Genomic DNA, 20,662 nt, shown 5'->3' on the forward strand with positions numbered 1-20,662 from the left:
ACTCCAAAGTGATAAGAATGAAAGGATGCCGATCTCTAATTCAGCTATCCCAGTGTATACACTTTATCCTTCAAACTGACTCTGCGTTGGCTGCGTCCGCTCACCTCAGTCACTTACCTAAGTAAGCTCCTGAGGATTCTCAGACTTGCCGCCTTGATGCAGCTCGAATGATTTTGTGTATACGCCACGCAGATTGTTAAACAATTTACGCGACGTTAAGCGGCAGTATTCTACTCGCAGCGCCCTTTTATCGCAAGACAGAGAGCGCTATGCAGGATACTCAACCACCAGGCGGCGGGGGGCGACACGACCTTCATCGTCCATCTCCCCCATGCCAATAAACTTGCCGTCATCGCCTTCCGTCACGCGTACCAGCCCTTCCAGCGGGGCGCCTGTCGTCCGTACCGGATTACCATTTTTAAAGTAAACCGACGATGTTAAAGGCAAATTAACAACAGGATAGTCCGATGCCGGACTGTCCATTGGCATCAGCAAAGGATCAAGCAGCTGAGCCGCCGGAATGTTCTGCTGTTCTGCCTGTTCGACCAGCTCACGCAGGTGTTCCAGCGTGACCATACGATCCACCGGATACTTGCTGACCGTCAGACGACGCAGATACGTTACGTGCGCGCCGCAGCCCAGCTTCTCACCGAGATCGTCAACGATGGTACGAATATAGGTGCCTTTGGAGCAGTGAACTTCCAGCTCCAGTTCGTTACCTTCGTGACGGATAAACAGCAGCTCATAGACGGTAATCGGGCGCGCTTCACGCGGCACTTCAATGCCCTGACGCGCATATTCGTACAGCTTCTTACCCTGATACTTCAGCGCCGAATACATCGACGGAATCTGCTCGATATCGCCGCGGAAAGTCTCCAGCGCGCTCGCCAGTTGTTCTGCGGTGAAGGTTACCGGACGCTCCTGCACGATCTGTCCATCGGCATCGGAAGTGTCAGTACGCTGGCCCAGACGGGCAACCACGCGATAGCGTTTGTCAGAATCCAGCAAATACTGTGAAAACTTTGTCGCTTCACCGAGGCAGATAGGCAGCATACCTGTCGCCAGCGGATCCAACGCGCCGGTATGTCCCGCGCGGTTGGCATTGTAGATGCGCTTTACTTTTTGCAGCACGTCATTGCTGGACATGCCCTGCGGCTTATCCAGCAGCAGGACACCGTGAATATCGCGACCACGTCGACGAGGACGACTCATCAGTCCTCCTTGCTGTCGTCCGCTGGGTTCACACGACGCTCATCGTCATGTTTCACCACGCTGGTCACCAGGTTGGACATGCGCATCCCTTCAACCAACGAGTTGTCGTAGAAGAAGGTCAGCTCAGGCACGATACGCAGACGCATTGCTTTACCCAGCAGAGAACGGATAAAACCAGAGGCTTCCTGCAGTGCCTTAATGCCGTTTTTCACAGCAGCTTCGTCCTGATCGTTGAGGAAAGTCACGAATACTTTGGCATATGCCAGATCACGGGACATCTCAACACCCGATACGGTGGTCATCATGCCAACACGCGGGTCTTTGATTTCGCGTTGCAGGATGAGTGCGATTTCTTTCTGCATCTCCTGCGCGACACGCTGCGGGCGACCAAATTCTTTCGCCATAATAAATTCTCCAGACAAAAAAGGGGCATTCAGCCCCTTTTGAAAATAATTCGGTGATTAGGCTGTAGGCCTGATAAGCGTAGAGCCATCAGGCATTACATTGCCGGATGTCGGCGTAAACGCCTTATCCGGCCTACACCCGAACAACCTTAAGCAATTGTACGTTTGATCTCGATGATCTCGAACACTTCGATCATATCGCCTACGCGAACGTCGTTGTAGTTCTTAACGCCGATACCACATTCCATACCGTTACGGACTTCGTTAACGTCATCTTTGAAGCGGCGCAGGGATTCCAGCTCGCCTTCATAGATAACCACGTTGTCACGCAGTACGCGGATTGGGTTGTGACGTTTAATCGTGCCTTCGGTAACCATACAGCCTGCGATAGCGCCGAATTTCGGTGATTTGAACACATCACGAACTTCAGCCAGACCAATGATCTGCTGTTTCAGCTCCGGAGACAGCATGCCGCTCATCGCAGCTTTCACTTCGTCGATCAGATGATAGATGACGGAGTAGTAACGCAGATCCAGGCTTTCTGATTCGATAACTTTACGTGCAGAGGCATCAGCACGTACGTTGAAGCCAACCAGAATCGCGTTGGATGCCGCAGCCAGGGTCGCGTCGGTTTCGGTGATACCACCTACGCCAGAACCGATGATCTTCACTTTTACTTCGTCGGTAGACAGTTTCAGTAAAGAGTCGGAAATCGCTTCTACAGAACCCTGTACGTCAGCCTTCAGCACGATGTTCACTTCGTGAACTTCGCCTTCGGTCATGTTGGCGAACATGTTCTCAAGTTTAGATTTCTGCTGACGAGCCAGTTTAACTTCACGGAATTTGCCCTGACGGTACAGTGCAACTTCACGCGCTTTCTTCTCGTCACGAACAACAGTAACTTCGTCACCCGCAGCCGGAACACCGGACAGACCGAGGATTTCCACCGGAATGGACGGACCTGCTTCCAGTACTTCCTGACCCAGTTCGTTACGCATCGCACGAACGCGGCCGTATTCGAAACCACACAGAACGATATCGCCCTTGTTCAGGGTACCTTCGCGAACCAGGACGGTAGCAACCGGGCCACGACCTTTATCCAGGAAGGATTCGATAACCGCACCGCTAGCCATACCTTTACGCACAGCTTTCAGTTCCAGTACTTCGGCCTGCAGCAGGATAGCATCCAGCAGTTCGTCGATACCGGTACCCGCTTTCGCAGAAACGTGAACGAACTGGCTCTCGCCGCCCCACTCTTCCGGCATGATGCCGTACTGGGACAGTTCGTTTTTAACGCGATCTGGATCCGCTTCCGGTTTATCGATTTTGTTGACTGCAACAACTACCGGCACACCTGCCGCTTTCGCGTGCTGGATAGCTTCGATAGTCTGCGGCATCACGCCGTCGTCTGCTGCAACAACCAGAACAACGATATCCGTTGCCTGAGCACCACGAGCACGCATGGAGGTAAACGCGGCGTGACCCGGGGTGTCCAGGAAGGTGATCATACCGTTGTCAGTTTCAACGTGGTACGCACCGATGTGCTGAGTAATGCCGCCCGCTTCGCCAGAGGCCACTTTCGTTGAACGAATGTAGTCCAGCAGAGACGTTTTACCGTGGTCAACGTGACCCATGATGGTCACTACCGGTGCGCGCGGTTCAGCCGCAGCGCCGGTGTCACGGTCGCTCATTACTGCTTCTTCCAGCTCGTTTTCACGACGCAGGATAACTTTGTGGCCCATCTCTTCGGCAACCAGCTGTGCGGTTTCCTGGTCGATGACCTGGTTGATGGTCGCCATTGCGCCCAGTTTCATCATCGCTTTGATGACCTGAGAGCCTTTGACCGCCATCTTGTTCGCCAGATCGCCAACGGTGATGGTTTCGCCGATCACAACGTCACGGTTAACGGCCTGAGCTGGCTTCTGGAAGCCCTGCTGCAGAGCGGAACCTTTACGCTGCTTACCGCCTTTACCGCCGCGAACCGCTGCACGTGCTTCTTCACGGTCAGCTTTAGATTCAGCGTGTTTGTTACCTTTTTTCGCCGGACGCGCTGCTTTAGTGCTGCGAGTACGACCACGACCGCCTTCAACTTCACGATCGTTCTCGTCTTCAGCCTGGCGAGCATGCTGAGAGGTGGTGACGTGATAATCACTGGTGTCTTCGACAGGTTCAGCGTTATTCACACCATTTTTCTCGTTTTCTTCCGCCATACGGCGAGCTTCTTCCGCTACGCGGCGCGCTTCTTCTTCAAGCTTGCGACGTGCTTCTTCTTCCGCTTTACGCTTCAGTTCTGCGGCTTCATTTTCACGGCGGGCTTTTTCGGCCTGGGCGGTTTTAGTCATATCGTCGGTCTGTTGATTGCTCACTTTGTCTTTTTCCGCAGCTTCACGTTTCGCTTTATCAGCGGCTTCACGCTTAGCTTGTTCTGCGGCCTCACGTTCGGCTTTTTGTTGCGCCTCGCGTTTGGCAGCTTCTTCTGCCTCACGACGGGCTTGCTCTTCCGCTTCACGCTGCGCCTGCTCTTCCGCGGCAAGGCGTTCAGCCTCTTGCGGATCGCGTTTCACAAAGGTGCGTGTCTTGCGGACTTCGATTTGTACCGATTTGCTTTTTCCACCGGTACCTGGAATATTGAGAGTACTGCGCGTTTTACGCTGCAATGTCAACTTATCCGGCGCTGAGCCGTTTTCACGGTTCAAATGCGCCAGTAAGGTTTGTTTCTCTTGTGCGGACACAGAGTCGTCAGCAGACTTCGGAATACCGGCATCAGCAAATTGCTGTACCAGGCGATCTACGGAAGTCTGTATCTCTGCAGCCAGCGTTTTTACGGTTACATCTGTCATACTGTTCCTTCCTGCTACAGTTTATTACGCTTCGTCGCCGAACCAGCAAATATTACGGGCAGCCATAATCAGCTCACCGGCTTTTTCGTCGGTCAACCCTTCGATATCAGCCAGATCATCAATGCCCTGTTCAGCGAGATCTTCCAGCGTACAAACACCACGGGCCGCCAGTTTGAAGGCCATCTCACGATCCAATCCTTCCAGATTCAGCAGATCGTCAGCCGGTTTGTTATCACCGAGGCTTTCTTCCTGGGCCAGTGCCAGAGTGGTCAGTGCGTTTTTAGCACGCTCGCGCAGCGCTTCAACGGTCTGTTCATCCAGGCCGTCAATTTCCAGCAGTTCTTTCATTGGCACGTAGGCCAGTTCTTCCAGCGTCGCAAAACCTTCTTCCACCAGAACGGTCGCGAAATCTTCATCGATATCGAGATATTTGGTGAAGGTATCGATGGCTGCATGTGCTTCAGCCTGATGCTTCGCTTGCAGGTCATCAACGGTCATCACGTTGAGTTCCCAACCGCTCAGTTGTGAAGCCAGGCGGACGTTCTGACCATTACGTCCAATCGCCTGAGCCAGGTTACCGGCTTCAACCGCGATATCCATGGTGTGTTTGTCTTCATCCACCACGATAGAAGCGACGTCTGCTGGCGCCATTGCGTTAATCACGAACTGCGCCGGGTTATCATCCCACAGGACGATATCGATACGCTCGCCGCCCAGTTCGGTAGAAACCGCCTGAACGCGCGCACCGCGCATACCAACACAGGCGCCGACCGGATCAATACGCTTGTCGTTGGTCTTAACGGCGATTTTCGCACGCGATCCCGGATCGCGAGCAGCCGCTTTAATTTCGATAACTTCTTCGCCGATTTCCGGCACTTCAATGCGGAACAACTCAATCAGCATTTCCGGCTTGGAACGGGTTACGAACAGCTGTGCACCGCGCGCTTCCGGGCGAACTGAGTACAGAACGCCACGAATACGGTCACCAGGGCGGAAGTTTTCACGCGGCAGCATGTCTTCACGCAGGATCACAGCTTCAGCATTACTGCCCAGATCCAGAGAAATGTTGTCGCGGTTTACTTTCTTCACCACACCGGTGACGATTTCGCCTTCGTGTTCGCGGAACTGATCAACAACCATTGCGCGTTCAGCTTCACGTACTTTCTGTACGATAACCTGCTTCGCGGTCTGGGTAGTGATACGGTCAAAGGTGACAGATTCAATCTGATCTTCAACATATTCGCCCACGTTCAGACTTTCGTCTTCGAAGCGTGCCGCTTCCAGCGTAATTTCTTTGGTCGGCTGAGTAACTTCTTCTACGATTACCCAACGACGGAAGGTATCGAAATCACCGCTTTTACGATCGATTTCTACGCGAACGTCGATCTCTTGCTCATATTTTTTCTTTGTTGCTGTAGCCAGCGCACTTTCCAGCGCTTCAAAAATTTTCTCGCGTGGCAGCGCTTTTTCGTTGGATACGGCTTCAACAACAGCCAAAATTTCTTTGTTCATCGCGGGCTTTTCACCTCAATCCAGACTGTTAAAAGTGGGGAACCAGGTTCGCCTTCTGGATATTACTCAGCGCGAACACTTCATCTTTGCCTTCGACTGTGACCGTGATCATCTCACCGTCCACCGCTTTGATAACGCCCTGCCATTTACGACGGTTTTGTACCGCCATACGAAGAACCAGCGTGACTTCTTCACCCAGGAAACGCACGTAGTGTTCAGCTGTGAACAGAGGACGGTCGAGACCCGGAGAGGAGACTTCAAGGTTATAGGCAACGGTGATTGGGTCTTCGACATCCATCACGGCGCTTACCTGATGGCTCACATCAGCACAATCATCAACATTGATGCCATCTTCACTATCAATATAGATGCGCAGTGTGGATGTGCGACCACGAATAAATTCGATGCCGACCAGTTCGTAGCCCAGGGCTTCAACTGGCGCTGTAATCATCTCTGTTAATTTTTGCTCTAATGTGGACAAGCCCACCCCCAAGACATAAAAAAAGGGCCTAAAGCCCAGTTATTCTGTAGTCAGATAACAAAAAACCCCGATAAATCGGGGCTTTAGATAACTGAACCCTATAACCGCACCTGCGGTTCGGAGAACCTTCCGAAAGAATTTTTTTCAAATCCAGCTACGAAGGCCTAAGTCTTCACAGTATATTTGAAAAAGAACTCTAAGGGAAAGTGGTTGCGGGGGCCGGATTTGAACCGACGACCTTCGGGTTATGAGCCCGACGAGCTACCAGGCTGCTCCACCCCGCGCCTGAAACGTGGCAAATTTTACTCGTTTTGGGTAAAAAATGCAAATACTGCTGGGATTTGGTACCGAGGACGGGACGTAAAATCTGCGCACAGTATATTGATTCACTATGCGTTATGTCAACCTTGTTACGACTATGCAAATCAATGAATGCTGCCCAGCGCTAACCCAGCAAGATAAAAATGCCGCCCACGCCGTTATTTAACGAAATTATCACTAAACTCTTCCTGTCATCCAGAAAAGATGATTAAATGAAAACTCATTTATTTTGCATAAAAATGCAATTAGTATAATAAGCCGACCTCTTCACCAGTCTATCAAGCAGGGTTTTATTTTATGACGACGATTCTCAAGCATCTCCCGGTAGGTCAACGTATTGGTATCGCTTTTTCCGGCGGCCTGGACACCAGTGCAGCACTGCTGTGGATGCGACAAAAAGGGGCTGTCCCATATGCATATACTGCGAATTTGGGTCAGCCGGATGAGGATGACTATGACGCCATTCCTCGCCGTGCAATGGAATATGGTGCTGAGAATGCTCGCCTGGTAGATTGCCGTAAGCAGCTGGTTGCCGAAGGGATCGCTGCCATTCAGTGCGGTGCATTCCACAACACCACTGGCGGACTGACCTATTTCAATACCACCCCGCTGGGCCGTGCCGTGACCGGCACCATGCTGGTTGCCGCAATGAAAGAAGATGGTGTAAACATCTGGGGCGACGGTAGCACCTATAAAGGTAACGATATTGAACGTTTCTATCGTTACGGTCTGCTGACCAACGCCGAACTGCAGATTTACAAACCATGGCTGGATACCGATTTTATCGATGAACTCGGCGGTCGCCATGAGATGTCCGAATTTATGATTGCCTGTGGTTTCGACTACAAAATGTCCGTTGAGAAAGCCTACTCCACTGACTCCAACATGCTCGGTGCGACCCACGAAGCTAAAGACCTTGAGTTCCTGAACTCCAGCGTCAAGATTGTTAACCCGATCATGGGCGTCAAATTCTGGGACGAAAACGTCAAAATTCCTGCGGAAGAAGTTACTGTTCGTTTTGAACAGGGTCATCCGGTTGCGCTGAACGGTAAAACCTTCAGCGACGACGTTGAGATGATGCTGGAAGCCAACCGTATCGGCGGCCGTCACGGTCTGGGTATGAGCGATCAGATTGAAAACCGAATCATTGAAGCGAAGAGCCGTGGCATCTACGAAGCCCCGGGGATGGCATTGCTGCATATCGCCTACGAGCGTCTGCTGACCGGTATTCACAACGAAGATACCATCGAGCAGTATCACGCACATGGTCGCCAGCTTGGTCGTCTGCTGTATCAGGGACGCTGGTTCGACTCTCAGGCGCTGATGCTGCGTGACGGTCTGCAGCGTTGGGTTGCCAGCCAGATTACCGGCGAAGTCACGCTGGAACTGCGTCGTGGTAATGACTACTCAATCCTCAACACCGTGTCTGACAATCTGACGTACAAACCAGAACGTCTGACGATGGAAAAAGGCGACTCCGTATTCTCTCCGGACGACCGTATCGGTCAGTTGACCATGCGTAATCTGGATATCTCCGATACCCGCGAGAAGCTGTTTGGTTATGCACAATCTGGCTTGCTGACCGCCTCTTCCGCAACCGGCCTGCCGCAGGTTGAGAATCTGGAAAATAAGGCGAAGTAAAGATTCACCATCTTAAGGCCGCGCAAGCGGCCTTTTTTATGCGCGGAATATAGGATGTCTGTAGGTCGGATAAGGCGTTTACGCCACCATCCGACATTATTACAACGCCTGATGATGCTACGCTTATCCGACCTACAGACAGCCATAAATAACAGACGAAAAAAAAGACGCTTTGCAGCGTCTTTTTTTTGGAATTTGGTACCGAGGATGGGACTCGAACCCACAAGCCCGTTAGGGCACTACCACCTCAAGGTAGCGTGTCTACCAATTCCACCACCTCGGTACAGAATACTTAGCGTGGGATATCGCTGGTCGGCTGAGCCGGAGCAGCTGGCTGAGTTTGCTCGGTTTTCGCCGGTGCGCTCAGATTTTCCCACTCACTTCCTTTATTGGTCTTATTGCTGTTCATGTTACCCAGCACCAGACTGATGATGAAGAACAAGGTTCCCAATACAGCTGTCATACGGGTCATGAAGTTACCAGAACCACTTGAACCAAACAGAGTACCAGAAGCGCCTGCGCCAAAAGAGGCTCCCATATCAGCGCCTTTGCCTTGCTGCAGCATGATCAAGCCTACCAGGCCAATTGCCACAATAAGGAAAACTACTAAAAGAGCTTCGTGCATAATCAACCTGTTCCTTGCGGAGTTGCCGCGTACAATGCTTCGACCATTAAAGCGGGAATATTTACTGTTTCCCACTGAAGCGGGTGTGAATACTAACCAAAGCGAATAACCTTCGCAAGGGCAATTTGTTAGCATTGTATCAACTGCGGAAAAAATCGCCACATCAATCAAAAACGAAGCAACTTCTCCCAGCATCTCTGCATAACGGCACGTTGATCTTCAAGATTCGCCCATACCACAACGGGGATTTCACAAATCAGGTCTGTATTTTCTGGCCAGCAGTGAATAATTTGCTGATTCACCAACTCTTCCGCCACCATCGATTCAGGTAACCAGGCCACTCCCATATGGCGCAGTACCATTTCTCGTATCGTTTCGCTTAAACCACTCTCAAATACTTTTTTTAGCCGTGGGCGGACGCGTTGTTCTGCCGACTCAATAATACGTCTGACAAAGGTGTAGTCGCTGTAGCATAGCCACGGAATCGGAGCATGCGGATCATTAAGCGCATCAGCCAACTGGGCTGAAATAACCGGTATAAATCGCTCATACCGCCATAGGGAACGTTTTAACCCTCCAGCGATCTCCAGCCCAGGCTGCGCGGACGGTAAATCGTAGGTCACCAGCAAATCAATTTGCCGGTTCATCAGGGCATTGAAGTGGTTGTCTATCCCCTGGATACTGGCGTTTACCGTAAAGTTTAACTGCGGCTCACTCTGTCGCAGGTAGTTGATCATATCCGGCAGGATATTCACCGACAGCGTATGCAGGCTGACCATCACCAGCGTGTTATCCGTTGCTGGCGTCATCGCCGACAGCTCATGACGTGCCTCTGTTAACGTGCTGAGGACATGCCGGGCATAAGGCTCAAAGCGTTCACCATAGCGCGTCAGCGTGACGGGGGTCGTTGTCCGGTCAAACAAAGGTACGCCCAACACCTCTTCCAGCGCCTTTATACGCCGACTCAACGCAGGTTGAGTAATATGCCGCTGCGCCGCGGCCTGAGAGTAGTTTCCATGCTGGCTCAAGGCCAGAAAATCTTCCAGCCACTTACAATCCACGTTGTGCTCTCCGCCATGCCATAACCGCATCCTCCAATAACAAATCGGTAATAGTCATAGTTATAGTAATGGCTTTATGGTGGGCATCATAACAACAATATTTCGTTTCACCTGCCGACTCTCACCCTCGACGTTTGACAGGACCGCTATGTTTACTTTATTGACCAATGCCCGTGTTTTTTCTCCTGAGGATTTAGGCCTCTGCTCCCTGCTCATTCATGCCGACCGAATTGTGGCGGTAGAAAAAGATATTTCATTGTTTGATGGCATCAACGAGGTCATCGATTGTCGGGGTAAATGGGTTATCCCTGGTATCATCGATCAGCATGTTCATCTTACCGGTGGCGGTGGTGAAGCCGGATTTGCCAGTCGGACGCCCGCCGTCAAGCTGCGCGATCTGATTCAGGCAGGTATTACCACGGTGGTTGGCGTGTTAGGCACCGATGCCATTTCTCGTTCACCCAAAGACCTCTACGCTAAAATGCAGTCTCTCAACCTTGAGGGATTACGCGCGTTTATGCACACGGGAGCCTACGCCGTTCCCAGCCCCACTATTACGCGATCCATCCGCGATGATATGGCCTTCATTCCGGCAATTCTTGGTGTAAAAATCGCCCTCGCCGATCACCGTGGCTCTTACCCCTCTTTCCAGGAGTTGCTGAGGATAGTGAGCGATATTCGCGTCGCTTCCCTGCTGGCAGGGAAAAAAGGCTTGCTGCATGTGCACCTGGGGAATCTGCCGGAAGGGATGTCGCAACTTATTGAGCTGTGTGATGCGGGTATTCCGATTCACCATATTTCACCGACGCATGTTGCGAGAACTGAGCCCTTGTTCGAACAGGCAATTGCTTTTGCCCATCGCGGCGGCCATATCGATGTTACGTCAGGTGGCAGTCGTTTTATGCCTCAGGAGCAAGCGATTCTCCACGCACTCGAAGCACAGGTTCCGGCGGAGCGCATCACGATCAGTTCTGACGGCAATGGCAGCGTTCCACGCTTTAACGCTCAGGGTATCGTTGAAGGTTTAAGCGCAGCACCGGTCGCAGGCAATCTTAACCTGCTTCCTCGCCTGATTGATGTCGGGATTCCGGTGCAACAGGCCATCGCGATGCTGACGGCAAACGTTGCGCGCTCGCTGGGTATTTCCGGGGGCGTGCTCTGCGCCGGAGAACGTGCTGATATCTGTGTACTCAATGATGACCTCTCGCTGGCCCATCTGTTTGCCGCGGGTAAACCGTTGCTGCGGGATGGCGAGTGCCTGGTTACCGGCAACTTCGAGTAAGGGGGCAAGAATGTCGTTACTACTGGCGCTAATCGCCATCATTTTTGCCGGACGTCTAATCCTCAAAAAATATCACCCCCAGTCGGTACTGTTATTGACCGGGATTGTGCTGTTGCTTATCGCGCATTTTAGCGGAATGACCTCACTCAGTGGCCTGGTGAAAAAGAGCACTGGATTTGGCCCCTTTGACGCCTTTGAGTTTATTCGCGATACCCTGAGCGTGCGTCTCGGCGGCCTCGGTCTGCAAATTATGCTGATTGGTGGTTTTGCCACCTATATGTCGGCCATTGGCGCAAGCCAGGTACTGGTTCGGGTGACATCTCGTCCTTTGCAACGCCTGAACTCGCCTTATCTGCTGCTGGGGCTGGCACTGCTACTGGGTCAATTCCTGTCACTGTTTATCAGCAGCGCCACCGGATTGGGTCTGCTGTTGATGGCGACGCTTTACCCATTGCTTACCCGTCTTGGCTGTAGCCGCGCCGCGGTTGCCGCCGTTATCGCCAGTACCTGTGCGGTTGAGTTTGGCCCCGGTTCCGGCAACTCTGTTCTCGCCGCCAAAACTGCAGGCATCGAGGTCGTGAACTATTTCGTGCAGGATCAGTTGCCGATCGTTGTACCCGTCATTCTTTTCATCGCCCTACTGCATATTGTTGTGCAACGCTTTTTTGACCGTCGGGAAAGTGGCGACAATACAGCTCAGCAAATGCAGACATTAACGGCGACTGATGAAGCCGACGCACCTATCGCCTGGCTGTTTCTGCCCATGCTGCCGCTGGTATTGATGCTGGTGTGCAGCGATTTAGTATTCAGCTCACTCAAGATCACCCTGGATACCGCCGTACTGATAAGCCTCGCTATTACGCTGGTTTGTGAGTACTGCCGTCATCGCAAGGCGCGCGAGGTGATGGCTGGCGTACAAAAGGTTTTCGACAGCATGGGCAGCGTTTTTGCCACCGTCGTGACACTGATTATCGCCGGTGAAGTCTTTTCCGCCGGACTGAAAGCCATTGGTGCCGTTGACGCACTGTTGTCACTTTCCGGTGAATTTGGCCTCAGCGCCGCCTCTATTATCCTGCTGATGACCCTGATCACCTTCGCAATTTCAGCGCTGATGGGCTCCGGGAATGCGGCATTTTTCTCCTTCGCACCCATGGTGCCGGACATCAGCCGTCATATCGGTAGCGATATCGCGGTCATGATGTTGCCTATCCAGATCTCTGCGGGTATTGGTCGTACGTTATCGCCCATTGCCGGCGTAATCATTGCTATCGCAGGGATTGCAGGTGTCTCGCCTGTGGATATTGTTAAGCGTACCGCGATTCCGATGCTGGGCGGTTGGCTACTGATGATTGCGCTAACCTTTGCCCGGTCCGGGCATCTGCTGGCGGTTCTGCCGTGGCTGGCAGCCCTTGTGCTACTGATGGTCGGTGGTTACTTCTGGCAGCGCCGACGTAAACAGCCGCTTGCCGTACAGTAAAAAAAAAGCCGGAGTCTCAGACTCCGGCTTTCACTTTCTTCGGAATTACGCCGCTTTCACAGCATCGGCAATACGGTGGGCGAATTCAGTCACCTGCGCTTCGTCTTCACCTTCAACCATCACACGAATTAACGGTTCGGTACCAGACTTACGCAGCAGGACGCGTCCACGGTTACCCAGCGCCGCTTCCACTTCCGCCATCACCGCTTTCACGTTTTCATGTTCCAGCGGATCGCCGCTACCTGCTGTATATCGTACGTTAACCAGCAGCTGTGGGAACATTTTCATGCCGCTGCACAGGTCGTGCAAGCTCATATGGTTGCGCACCATCGCCGCCAGCACCTGCAGGCCCGCCACGATGCCGTCACCAGTGGTGGTTTTGTCCAGCAGGATCACATGACCAGAGTTTTCGGCACCGATACGCCAGCCTTTTTCCTGCATTTTTTCCAGCACATAACGGTCGCCAACTTTTGCACGGGCAAACGGAATACCCAGCTGTTTCAGCGCCAGCTCGAGGCCCATGTTGCTCATCAGCGTACCTACCGCGCCACCGCGCAGCTGACCCTGACGCAGGGCTTCACGGGCGATGATGTACATGATCTGATCGCCATCGACCTTATTACCTTCGTGGTCAACCATAATGACGCGGTCGCCATCGCCATCCAGCGCAATACCCAGATCGGCTTTTTCCGCAATCACGCGCGCCTGCAGGGCACGGACGTCGGTGGCACCGACTTCTTCATTGATATTCACACCGTTTGGCTCACAGCCAATGGCAATCACGTTTGCACCCAGTTCACGCAGTACATTTGGCGCAATGTGGTACGTCGCACCGTTAGCGCAATCCACCACAATTTTAAGCTCATTCAGGCTCAATTCGTTCGGGAAGGTGCCTTTGCAAAACTCGATATAGCGACCGGCAGCATCAACGATACGTGTGGCTTTACCCAGTTCAGCGGAATCCACGCAGGTGATCGCTTTTTCCATCTCGGCTTCAATGGCTTCTTCCACTGCATCCGGCAGTTTAGTCCCGTCGGTAGAGAAGAATTTAATCCCGTTGTCATAGTACGGGTTGTGCGAAGCGGAGATAACAATCCCGGCCTCAGCACGGAAGGCGCGCGTCAGATACGCAACGGCGGGTGTTGGCATTGGCCCTGTGAATGAGGCTGAGAGTCCGGCGGCAGCCAGGCCCGCTTCCAGCGCAGACTCCAGCATATAGCCGGAAATACGCGTATCTTTACCGATAATAATTTTACGTGAACCATGACGAGCAAGCACTTTCCCTGCAGCCCAGCCCAGCTTGAGCACAAAGTCAGGAGTAATTGGGGCATCGCCTACGCGACCGCGGATCCCATCAGTGCCAAAATATTTACGATTACTCATAGCGTTTTTTTTCCTTTGCAGACAATGTGGCTTCCACCACACGCATCGCTTCTACGGTTTCTTTGACGTCATGGACACGAACGATCTGCGCCCCCTGCATTGCGGCAATCACCGCGCACGCAAGGCTACCGCTCAGGCGTTCAGATGGCCCCACATTCAGTAACTGGCCAACCATTGATTTTCGTGACATCCCAACCAGCAATGGCAGATTAAAATGATGAAACTCAGACAAACGTGCCAGTAATGTGTAGTTGTGAGTGAGATTTTTACCGAATCCGAATCCGGGGTCGAGCAACAATTTATCTTTTGTGATTCCAGCCCGCTCGCAACGTGCTATTTGCTCAACAAAGTAACGGTTTACCTCAGCAAAAACATCCTCATACTTTGGTGCTTCCTGCATGGTTTTCGGCTGCCCCTGCATATGCATCAGGCAAACCGGCAATCCGGTCTCCGCAGCGGCTTCCAGCGCTCCAGGCTCCGAGAGTGAGCGAATATCATTGATGATATGCGCGCCAACTCTGGCACATTCGCGAATCACTTCGGGTTTTGAGGTATCGACCGAAATCCACACTTCAAAACGCTGAGCAATCGCCTCGACCACTGGGATCACTCGCTGCAACTCCTCTTCCACACTCACATCAGCCGCGCCCGGACGCGTGGACTCACCGCCCACATCAATGATAGTCGCCCCGGCGTTAATCATCAGGTTTGCGTGTTTTACCGCCTCAACCAGAGAGTTGTGCGCTCCGCCATCGGAAAAAGAATCTGGCGTGACGTTCAAAATCCCCATGACGTGCGGATGGCTGAGATCCAGTGAAGAACCCTGAGCAAAGAGTTTCATAGTTTTATCCCTGGTAAAATCTTGAATATGCAGATAAGAAAAACCCCGGAGCAAGCCCCAGGGTTTTCAATTAAAACACGGTCATCATCAACGATAACTTATTTGTCGCCCAGTTGCTCTGACATAGTGCCAGAGTCCGGCGCACGCGGTTCATCAACCGGACGCGGTGCACTCGGCTTGCCGGTGCTGCCAGAGTTGTTATTAGAAGAACCCGGTTCTTCCCAACCCGCTGGCGGACGCACATCGCGGCGAGCCATCAGATCGTCAATCTGCGGCGCATCGATGGTCTCATATTTCATGAGCGCATCTTTCATCGAGTGCAGAATGTCCATGTTTTCGTTAAGCAAACGACGTGCACGGTCATAGTTACGCTCAATCAGCAGTTTAACTTCCTGATCGATAATGCGAGCGGTTTCATCGGACATGTGTTTCGCTTTCGCCACAGAACGTCCCAGGAACACTTCGCCTTCTTCTTCAGCGTACAGCAACGGACCGAGTTTATCGGAGAAGCCCCACTGAGTAACCATGTTACGCGCCAGGTTAGTCGCGACTTTAATGTCGTTCGACGCACCGGTAGAAACATGTTCAGCACCGTAGATGATCTCTTCCGCCAGACGGCCACCGTACAGTGTGGAGATCTGACTTTCCAGTTTCTGACGGCTGGCGCTGATTGCGTCGCCTTCAGGCAGGAAGAAGGTCACACCCAGCGCACGACCGCGCGGGATAATCGTTACTTTGTGCACCGGATCGTGTTCCGGTACCAGGCGACCGATAATCGCGTGGCCAGCTTCGTGATACGCGGTAGATTCTTTCTGCGCTTCCGTCATCACCATGGAGCGACGTTCTGCACCCATCATGATTTTGTCTTTCGCTTTTTCGAACTCAACCATCGACACTACGCGCTTGTTGCCACGAGCAGCAAACAGCGCCGCTTCGTTCACCAGGTTCGCGAGGTCCGCACCGGAGAAGCCAGGCGTGCCACGTGCAATGATTGCCGCATCAATATCCGGAGACAGCGGTACGCGACGCATATGCACTTTCAGGATCTGTTCACGACCGCGAACGTCTGGCAGACCAACCACAACCTGACGGTCGAAACGGCCTGGACGCAGCAGCGCAGGGTCAAGAACGTCTGGACGGTTAGTTGCTGCGATAACGATAATACCTTCGTTACCTTCGAAGCCGTCCATCTCAACCAGCATCTGGTTCAGCGTCTGTTCACGTTCATCGTGACCACCGCCCAGACCTGCACCACGCTGGCGACCTACGGCGTCGATTTCATCGATGAAGATGATGCACGGTGCCGCTTTCTTGGCTTGTTCGAACATGTCACGCACACGAGATGCACCGACACCCACGAACATTTCCACGAAATCAGAACCGGAAATTGTGAAGAATGGAACCTTCGCTTCACCTGCGATAGCTTTCGCCAGCAGGGTTTTACCCGTACCCGGAGGACCAACCATCAGGACGCCTTTCGGGATTTTACCGCCCAGTTTCTGGAAACGGCTCGGTTCGCGCAGATACTCAACCAGCTCAGCGACTTCTTCTTTTGCTTCGTCACAACCCGCAACGTCAGCAAAAGTCGTTTTGATCTGATCTTCCGTCAGCATGCGCGCTTTGCTCTTGCCGAACGACATGGCACCTTTGCCACCACCGCCCTGCATCTGACGCATGAAGAAGATCCAGACACCAATCAGCAGCAGCATTGGGAACCAGGAAATGAAGATAGAAGCCAGCAGGCTCGGCTCTTCAGGTGGTTCGCCAACAACCTTGACGTTTTTGGTCAGCAGGTTATCAAGCAGCTTCGGATCGTTAACCGGGATGTAGGTCGTGTAACGGTTACTATCTTTCTTGGTAACGTTAATCTCACGTCCGTTGATCTTCGCTTCACGAACCTGGTCCTGATTGACCTCTTGCAGGAAGGTAGAGTAATCAACCTTACGGCCATTAGACTCGCTGGGCCCAAAGCTCTGGAATACTGACATCAGCACAACGGCAATGACCAGCCAGAGAATTAGGTTTTTCGCCATGTCACTCAAGGGATTAACCTCATATTACAACTGTGTTAAAAACAGCGTCAGGATACTCTATATCCAGTTTCTTTCAAACTTTCGTTTGAAATCTGCCGGTTATGGTTTACGCCCGGTCGCTACAATATACACTTCACGCGAACGGGCGCGAGAAGAGTCCGGCTTACGAACTTTGACCTTCGTAAACAGGGAGCGAATCTCTCTTAGATACTCATCGAAGCCTTCGCCCTGGAACACCTTCACTACAAAACTACCACCTGGCGCTAATACATCACGAGCCATTCCAAGCGCCAGCTCTACCAGATACATGGCCCGGGGAATATCCACCGCCGGTGTTCCACACATATTTGGCGCCATATCAGACATGACAACTTGTACTTTACTGTCACCTACGCGTTCAAGTAACGCTTTCAGGACTAATTCATCACGAAAGTCGCCCTGAAGGAAGTCCACACCAACGATTGGATCCATAGGTAAAAGATCGCAAGCGATAATGCGGCCGGTGTTGCCGATCTGCGTAACTGCATATTGCGACCAGCCACCGGGTGCAGCACCGAGATCAACTATCGTCATCCCCGGTTTAAAAATTTTGTCACTTTGCTGTATTTCATCAAGTTTAAACCAGGCACGGGAACGTAACCCCTTTTTCTGTGCCTGTTGAACATATTTATCGCTAAAGTGTTCCTGAAGCCAGCGACTCGAGCTGGCAGAACGCTTTTTACCTGTCATTTCACATTCCCAAAGGGCAGTTCATCGTAACCAATGGTGTAAATTTCTACACAGCTATTTGGTGATATATGGGAGATGGCGGTAGAATGACCCGTTTTCAATCCCAACGTAAGCAAAAATATACGATGAATCTGAGTACTAAACAAAAACAGCACCTGAAAGGTCTGGCACATCCGCTCAAGCCTGTAGTTATGCTTGGCAATAATGGTTTGACCGAAGGGGTACTGGCCGAGATTGAACAAGCGTTAGAGCACCATGAACTTATCAAGGTGAAAATCGCCTCGGAAGATCGCGATACTAAAACCTTGATCGTGGAAGCTATCGTACGCGAAACCGGCGCCTGCAATGTACAGGTCATCGGCAAAACGCTGGTACTGTATCGCCCGACTAAAGAACGTAAAATCTCGCTGCCACGCTAAGAATATCCCAAAGTTGCACACGAAGTTTGTGTAAAACGCGGGGTTTTCCGCTAGCAGGAGAGCAAAATGCCACGCTCTCTTCGTTGATAAAAGGCCGCTATGCGGCCTTTTTCCTTTCTTTACAATGTATCAACATCTTAACCAAGATGCGAATTACAGGTATTCTACCTTCGTCACTTCATATTCCACTTCGCCGCCCGGCGTTTTGATAACCACGACGTCATCCTGCTCTTTACCGATAAGGCCACGAGCGATAGGCGAGTTCACTGAAATCAGGTTCTGTTTAAAATCGGCTTCATCATCGCCGACAATACGCCATGTCTGCTCTTCATCGTTATCGAGATTCAGAACGGTAACCGTCGCACCGAAAACAACGCGGCCATTGTTCGGCATTTTAGTAACGTCGATTACCTGCGCGTTGGACAGTTTAGCTTCGATATCTTTAATGCGTCCTTCGCAGAAACCCTGCTGTTCGCGCGCCGCGTGATACTCCGCGTTCTCTTTCAGGTCACCGTGCTCACGCGCTTCAGCGATAGCGGCAATAATTTCAGGACGGCGCACAGATTTCAGAAAATCCAGCTCTTCGCGCAGTTTTTCAGCACCACGTAAGGTCATCGGGATAGCTTGCATTTGTTATACCTCTTGAACATTCCTGTAGGGGGTAGTTGCTCTCACCCCGGCTGCTAAGCCCACTCTGGCGTGTGTCATGCCAGAGTCAGAAGCAAAAAAATACCGACCCGGGGCTCAAGGTCCCAGGTCAGCTACAATTCTCTATTTGATGATCATTTTACCCTGGAGTTCCTTATGGGTCATCGTTTACTTTTTGGGGCGTTGCGCCGTAGTATGACGGCCTGTTTCCAGGTTGTTAGCGCGAGATTATGCGATTTTCCAGATTTACCATCGGATTGACTGCCAGTATAGCGTTCAGCGTTCAGGCTGCGAACGTCGACGAGTATATCAATCAGCTCCCTGCCGGGGCCAACCTCGCCCTTATGGTACAGAAGGTTGGCGCACCTGCACCCGCTATTGATTTTCATAGCCAGCAGATGGCGCTGCCCGCCAGCACCCAGAAAGTAATCACCGCGCTGGCGGCATTGATTCAGCTCGGGCCTGACTTTCGTTTTACCACCACGCTTGAGACCAAAGGCAGCGTGGAAGGCGGCGTATTGAAAGGTGACTTAGTGGCACGATTTGGTGCCGATCCGACGCTAAAACGCCAGGATATTCGCAATATGGTGGCAACCCTGAAAAAATCAGGTGTGACGCAAATTGCCGGAAATGTCCTGATCGACACCTCTATTTTTGCCAGTCATGATAAAGCGCCCGGTTGGCCCTGGAACGATATGACGCAGTGTTTTAGCGCACCGCCCGCAGCGGCTATTGTCGATAGAAACTGTTTCTCGGTTTCACTCTACAGCGCGCAAAAACCCAACGATCTCGCCTTTATTCGCGTGGCATCTTATTACCCGGTCACCATGTTCAGTCAGGTGCGTACCCTCGCCCGAGGTTCTGCGGAAGCGCAATATTGTGAACTGGATGTGGTTCCCGGCGATCTCAACCGCTATACGCTGACCGGATGCCTGCCACAACGAGCCGATCCGCTGCCGCTGGCGTTCGCCATTCAGGACGGTGCCAGCTATGCCGGGGCAATTATCAAAGATGAGCTAAAACAAGCAGGTATCACCTACAGAGGTACGCTGCTGCGCCAGACGTTGGTCAACGAACCGGGAACGGTGGTCGCCAGTAAACAGTCTGCGCCGCTACATGACCTGCTTAAGATTATGCTGAAAAAATCGGACAACATGATTGCCGATACCGTTTTCCGTATGATTGGTCATGCCCGGTTTAACGTGCCGGGCACCTGGCGGGCGGGTTCTGATGCCGTGCGCCAGATTTTACGTCAGCAGGCAGGCGTTGATATCGGCAACACCATTATTGCCGACGGTTCTGGCCTCTCCCGCCATAACCTGATTGCCCCAGCGACCATGATGCAGGTGCTGCAATATATCGCTCAACACGATAACGAGCTGAACTTTATCACTATGCTGCCGCTGGCGGGCCACGACGGCTCCTTGCAATACCGTGCGGGTCTGCATCAGGCTGGTGTGGATGGCAAAGTATCGGCGAAGACTGGCTCGCTGCAGGGGGTTTATAACCTCGCAGGTTTCATCACCACGGCAAGTGGCCAACGCATGGCATTCGTGCAGTATTTATCTGGTTATGCGGTAGAGCCAGCTGACCAGCGTAATCGCCGTATTCCGTTGGTGCGCTTCGAGAGCCGGTTGTACAAGGATATTTATCAGAACAACTAAATGGGTAATTTGATTGTCGGATGGCGGCATTAACGTGCCTTATCCGGCCTACAGAGAGGCCTGGAAACAAAAACCCCGGCAACATGGCC

Annotated in this window: 17 protein-coding genes and 2 tRNA genes; 5 read left to right on the plus strand and 14 right to left on the minus strand. The window is 52.2% G+C overall.

All coding sequences use genetic code 11. From position 1 onward, the window contains the following. Positions 1-267 precede the first annotated feature (267 nt). From truB to OGX94_RS13720, 6 genes are all read right to left on the minus strand, one after another. Positions 268-1,212, minus strand: a complete 945-nt coding sequence (gene truB, locus OGX94_RS13695) for a tRNA pseudouridine(55) synthase TruB (protein WP_003828704.1) — start codon at positions 1,210-1,212, stop codon at positions 268-270. Further along, positions 1,212-1,616, minus strand: a complete 405-nt coding sequence (gene rbfA, locus OGX94_RS13700) for a 30S ribosome-binding factor RbfA (protein ID WP_003024988.1) — start codon at positions 1,614-1,616, stop codon at positions 1,212-1,214. Before rbfA ends, truB begins: the two co-directional genes overlap by 1 nt. Positions 1,617-1,765: 149 nt before the next feature. Continuing rightward, complete coding sequence (gene infB / locus OGX94_RS13705) at positions 1,766-4,456, minus strand: translation initiation factor IF-2 (protein WP_003828710.1); 2,691 nt, start codon at positions 4,454-4,456, stop codon at positions 1,766-1,768. A 24-nt stretch (positions 4,457-4,480) separates the two neighbouring features. Beyond that, complete coding sequence (nusA, locus tag OGX94_RS13710) at positions 4,481-5,968, minus strand: transcription termination factor NusA (RefSeq protein ID WP_003024992.1); 1,488 nt, start codon at positions 5,966-5,968, stop codon at positions 4,481-4,483. A 28-nt stretch (positions 5,969-5,996) separates the two neighbouring features. Further along, entirely contained in the window at positions 5,997-6,449 is a 453-nt protein-coding gene (gene rimP / locus OGX94_RS13715) for a ribosome maturation factor RimP (protein ID WP_003024996.1), read from the minus strand. 207 nt (positions 6,450-6,656) lie between these two features. Continuing rightward, positions 6,657-6,733 (minus strand) — tRNA-Met (locus tag OGX94_RS13720). 334 nt (positions 6,734-7,067) lie between these two features. Here OGX94_RS13720 and argG point away from each other — a divergent pair. Beyond that, a complete protein-coding gene (gene argG / locus OGX94_RS13725; RefSeq protein WP_257662135.1) occupies positions 7,068-8,411 on the plus strand; it encodes an argininosuccinate synthase in 1,344 nt (447 codons plus the stop codon). A gap of 196 nt (positions 8,412-8,607) precedes the next feature. Here the strand turns inward: argG and OGX94_RS13730 are convergent. From OGX94_RS13730 to OGX94_RS13740, 3 genes are all read right to left on the minus strand, one after another. Then, a tRNA-Leu gene (locus tag OGX94_RS13730) sits at positions 8,608-8,694 on the minus strand. Positions 8,695-8,703: 9 nt separating this feature from the next. Further along, positions 8,704-9,036 carry a preprotein translocase subunit SecG gene (gene secG / locus OGX94_RS13735; protein ID WP_003025000.1) on the minus strand — a complete coding sequence of 111 codons (333 nt, stop codon included), beginning with the start codon at positions 9,034-9,036 and terminating at the stop codon, positions 8,704-8,706. A gap of 167 nt (positions 9,037-9,203) precedes the next feature. Further along, on the minus strand, positions 9,204-10,097 hold the full coding sequence (locus OGX94_RS13740) for a LysR family transcriptional regulator (protein ID WP_003828716.1): 894 nt from the start codon (positions 10,095-10,097) through the stop codon (positions 9,204-9,206). A 148-nt stretch (positions 10,098-10,245) separates the two neighbouring features. On the opposite strand from OGX94_RS13740, the gene iadA reads away from it, so the two are divergent. Continuing rightward, positions 10,246-11,379, plus strand: coding sequence for a beta-aspartyl-peptidase (iadA, locus tag OGX94_RS13745; RefSeq protein ID WP_003828718.1), 1,134 nt, complete (start codon positions 10,246-10,248; stop codon positions 11,377-11,379). Between the two features lie 10 nt (positions 11,380-11,389). After that, positions 11,390-12,856: a C4-dicarboxylate transporter DcuC gene (gene dcuC, locus OGX94_RS13750; protein ID WP_003828720.1), complete on the plus strand. Its 1,467-nt coding sequence runs from the start codon at positions 11,390-11,392 to the stop codon at positions 12,854-12,856. Between the two features lie 45 nt (positions 12,857-12,901). Here the strand turns inward: dcuC and glmM are convergent, their stop codons facing one another. The 4 genes from glmM to rlmE form a co-directional block, all read right to left on the minus strand. Further along, positions 12,902-14,239, minus strand: a complete 1,338-nt coding sequence (glmM, locus tag OGX94_RS13755) for a phosphoglucosamine mutase (RefSeq protein ID WP_008785919.1) — start codon at positions 14,237-14,239, stop codon at positions 12,902-12,904. Further along, positions 14,232-15,080: a dihydropteroate synthase gene (gene folP, locus OGX94_RS13760; RefSeq protein ID WP_048225717.1), complete on the minus strand. Its 849-nt coding sequence runs from the start codon at positions 15,078-15,080 to the stop codon at positions 14,232-14,234. The genes glmM and folP overlap by 8 nt, the downstream gene beginning before the upstream one ends. Before the next feature lie 98 nt (positions 15,081-15,178). Beyond that, positions 15,179-17,113: an ATP-dependent zinc metalloprotease FtsH gene (gene ftsH / locus OGX94_RS13765; RefSeq protein WP_003025013.1), complete on the minus strand. Its 1,935-nt coding sequence runs from the start codon at positions 17,111-17,113 to the stop codon at positions 15,179-15,181. A gap of 99 nt (positions 17,114-17,212) precedes the next feature. Next, positions 17,213-17,842, minus strand: a complete 630-nt coding sequence (rlmE, locus tag OGX94_RS13770) for a 23S rRNA (uridine(2552)-2'-O)-methyltransferase RlmE (protein WP_003025015.1) — start codon at positions 17,840-17,842, stop codon at positions 17,213-17,215. Between the two features lie 125 nt (positions 17,843-17,967). On the opposite strand from rlmE, the gene yhbY reads away from it, so the two are divergent. Beyond that, positions 17,968-18,261 (plus strand): ribosome assembly RNA-binding protein YhbY, encoded by a 294-nt coding sequence (yhbY, locus tag OGX94_RS13775; RefSeq protein ID WP_003025016.1) that lies wholly within the window; start codon positions 17,968-17,970, stop codon positions 18,259-18,261. A 153-nt stretch (positions 18,262-18,414) separates the two neighbouring features. Here yhbY and greA read toward each other — a convergent pair whose 3' ends face one another. Beyond that, on the minus strand, positions 18,415-18,891 hold the full coding sequence (gene greA, locus OGX94_RS13780) for a transcription elongation factor GreA (RefSeq protein WP_003025019.1): 477 nt from the start codon (positions 18,889-18,891) through the stop codon (positions 18,415-18,417). 248 nt (positions 18,892-19,139) lie between these two features. Between greA and dacB the strand changes: the two genes are divergently transcribed. Continuing rightward, positions 19,140-20,573: a serine-type D-Ala-D-Ala carboxypeptidase gene (dacB, locus tag OGX94_RS13785; protein ID WP_257662136.1), complete on the plus strand. Its 1,434-nt coding sequence runs from the start codon at positions 19,140-19,142 to the stop codon at positions 20,571-20,573. The last annotated feature ends 89 nt before the right edge of the window (positions 20,574-20,662 follow it).

It is taken from the genome of Citrobacter sp. Cpo037, assembly GCF_030332945.1.
Classification (GTDB): domain Bacteria; phylum Pseudomonadota; class Gammaproteobacteria; order Enterobacterales; family Enterobacteriaceae; genus Citrobacter; species Citrobacter portucalensis.

What these genes read in the sequence shown, in the direction of transcription:
- truB (WP_003828704.1), bottom strand. Translation starts at nt 1,212, where the DNA reads ATGAGTCGTCCTCGTCGACGTGGTCGCGATATTCACGGTGTCCTGCTG.
- rbfA (WP_003024988.1), bottom strand. Translation starts at nt 1,616, where the DNA reads ATGGCGAAAGAATTTGGTCGCCCGCAGCGTGTCGCGCAGGAGATGCAG.
- infB (WP_003828710.1), bottom strand. Translation starts at nt 4,456, where the DNA reads ATGACAGATGTAACCGTAAAAACGCTGGCTGCAGAGATACAGACTTCC.
- nusA (WP_003024992.1), bottom strand. Translation starts at nt 5,968, where the DNA reads ATGAACAAAGAAATTTTGGCTGTTGTTGAAGCCGTATCCAACGAAAAA.
- argG (WP_257662135.1), top strand. Translation starts at nt 7,068, where the DNA reads ATGACGACGATTCTCAAGCATCTCCCGGTAGGTCAACGTATTGGTATC.
- secG (WP_003025000.1), bottom strand. Translation starts at nt 9,036, where the DNA reads ATGCACGAAGCTCTTTTAGTAGTTTTCCTTATTGTGGCAATTGGCCTG.
- iadA (WP_003828718.1), top strand. Translation starts at nt 10,246, where the DNA reads ATGTTTACTTTATTGACCAATGCCCGTGTTTTTTCTCCTGAGGATTTA.
- dcuC (WP_003828720.1), top strand. Translation starts at nt 11,390, where the DNA reads ATGTCGTTACTACTGGCGCTAATCGCCATCATTTTTGCCGGACGTCTA.
- glmM (WP_008785919.1), bottom strand. Translation starts at nt 14,239, where the DNA reads ATGAGTAATCGTAAATATTTTGGCACTGATGGGATCCGCGGTCGCGTA.
- folP (WP_048225717.1), bottom strand. Translation starts at nt 15,080, where the DNA reads ATGAAACTCTTTGCTCAGGGTTCTTCACTGGATCTCAGCCATCCGCAC.
- ftsH (WP_003025013.1), bottom strand. Translation starts at nt 17,113, where the DNA reads ATGGCGAAAAACCTAATTCTCTGGCTGGTCATTGCCGTTGTGCTGATG.
- rlmE (WP_003025015.1), bottom strand. Translation starts at nt 17,842, where the DNA reads ATGACAGGTAAAAAGCGTTCTGCCAGCTCGAGTCGCTGGCTTCAGGAA.
- yhbY (WP_003025016.1), top strand. Translation starts at nt 17,968, where the DNA reads ATGAATCTGAGTACTAAACAAAAACAGCACCTGAAAGGTCTGGCACAT.
- greA (WP_003025019.1), bottom strand. Translation starts at nt 18,891, where the DNA reads ATGCAAGCTATCCCGATGACCTTACGTGGTGCTGAAAAACTGCGCGAA.
- dacB (WP_257662136.1), top strand. Translation starts at nt 19,140, where the DNA reads ATGCGATTTTCCAGATTTACCATCGGATTGACTGCCAGTATAGCGTTC.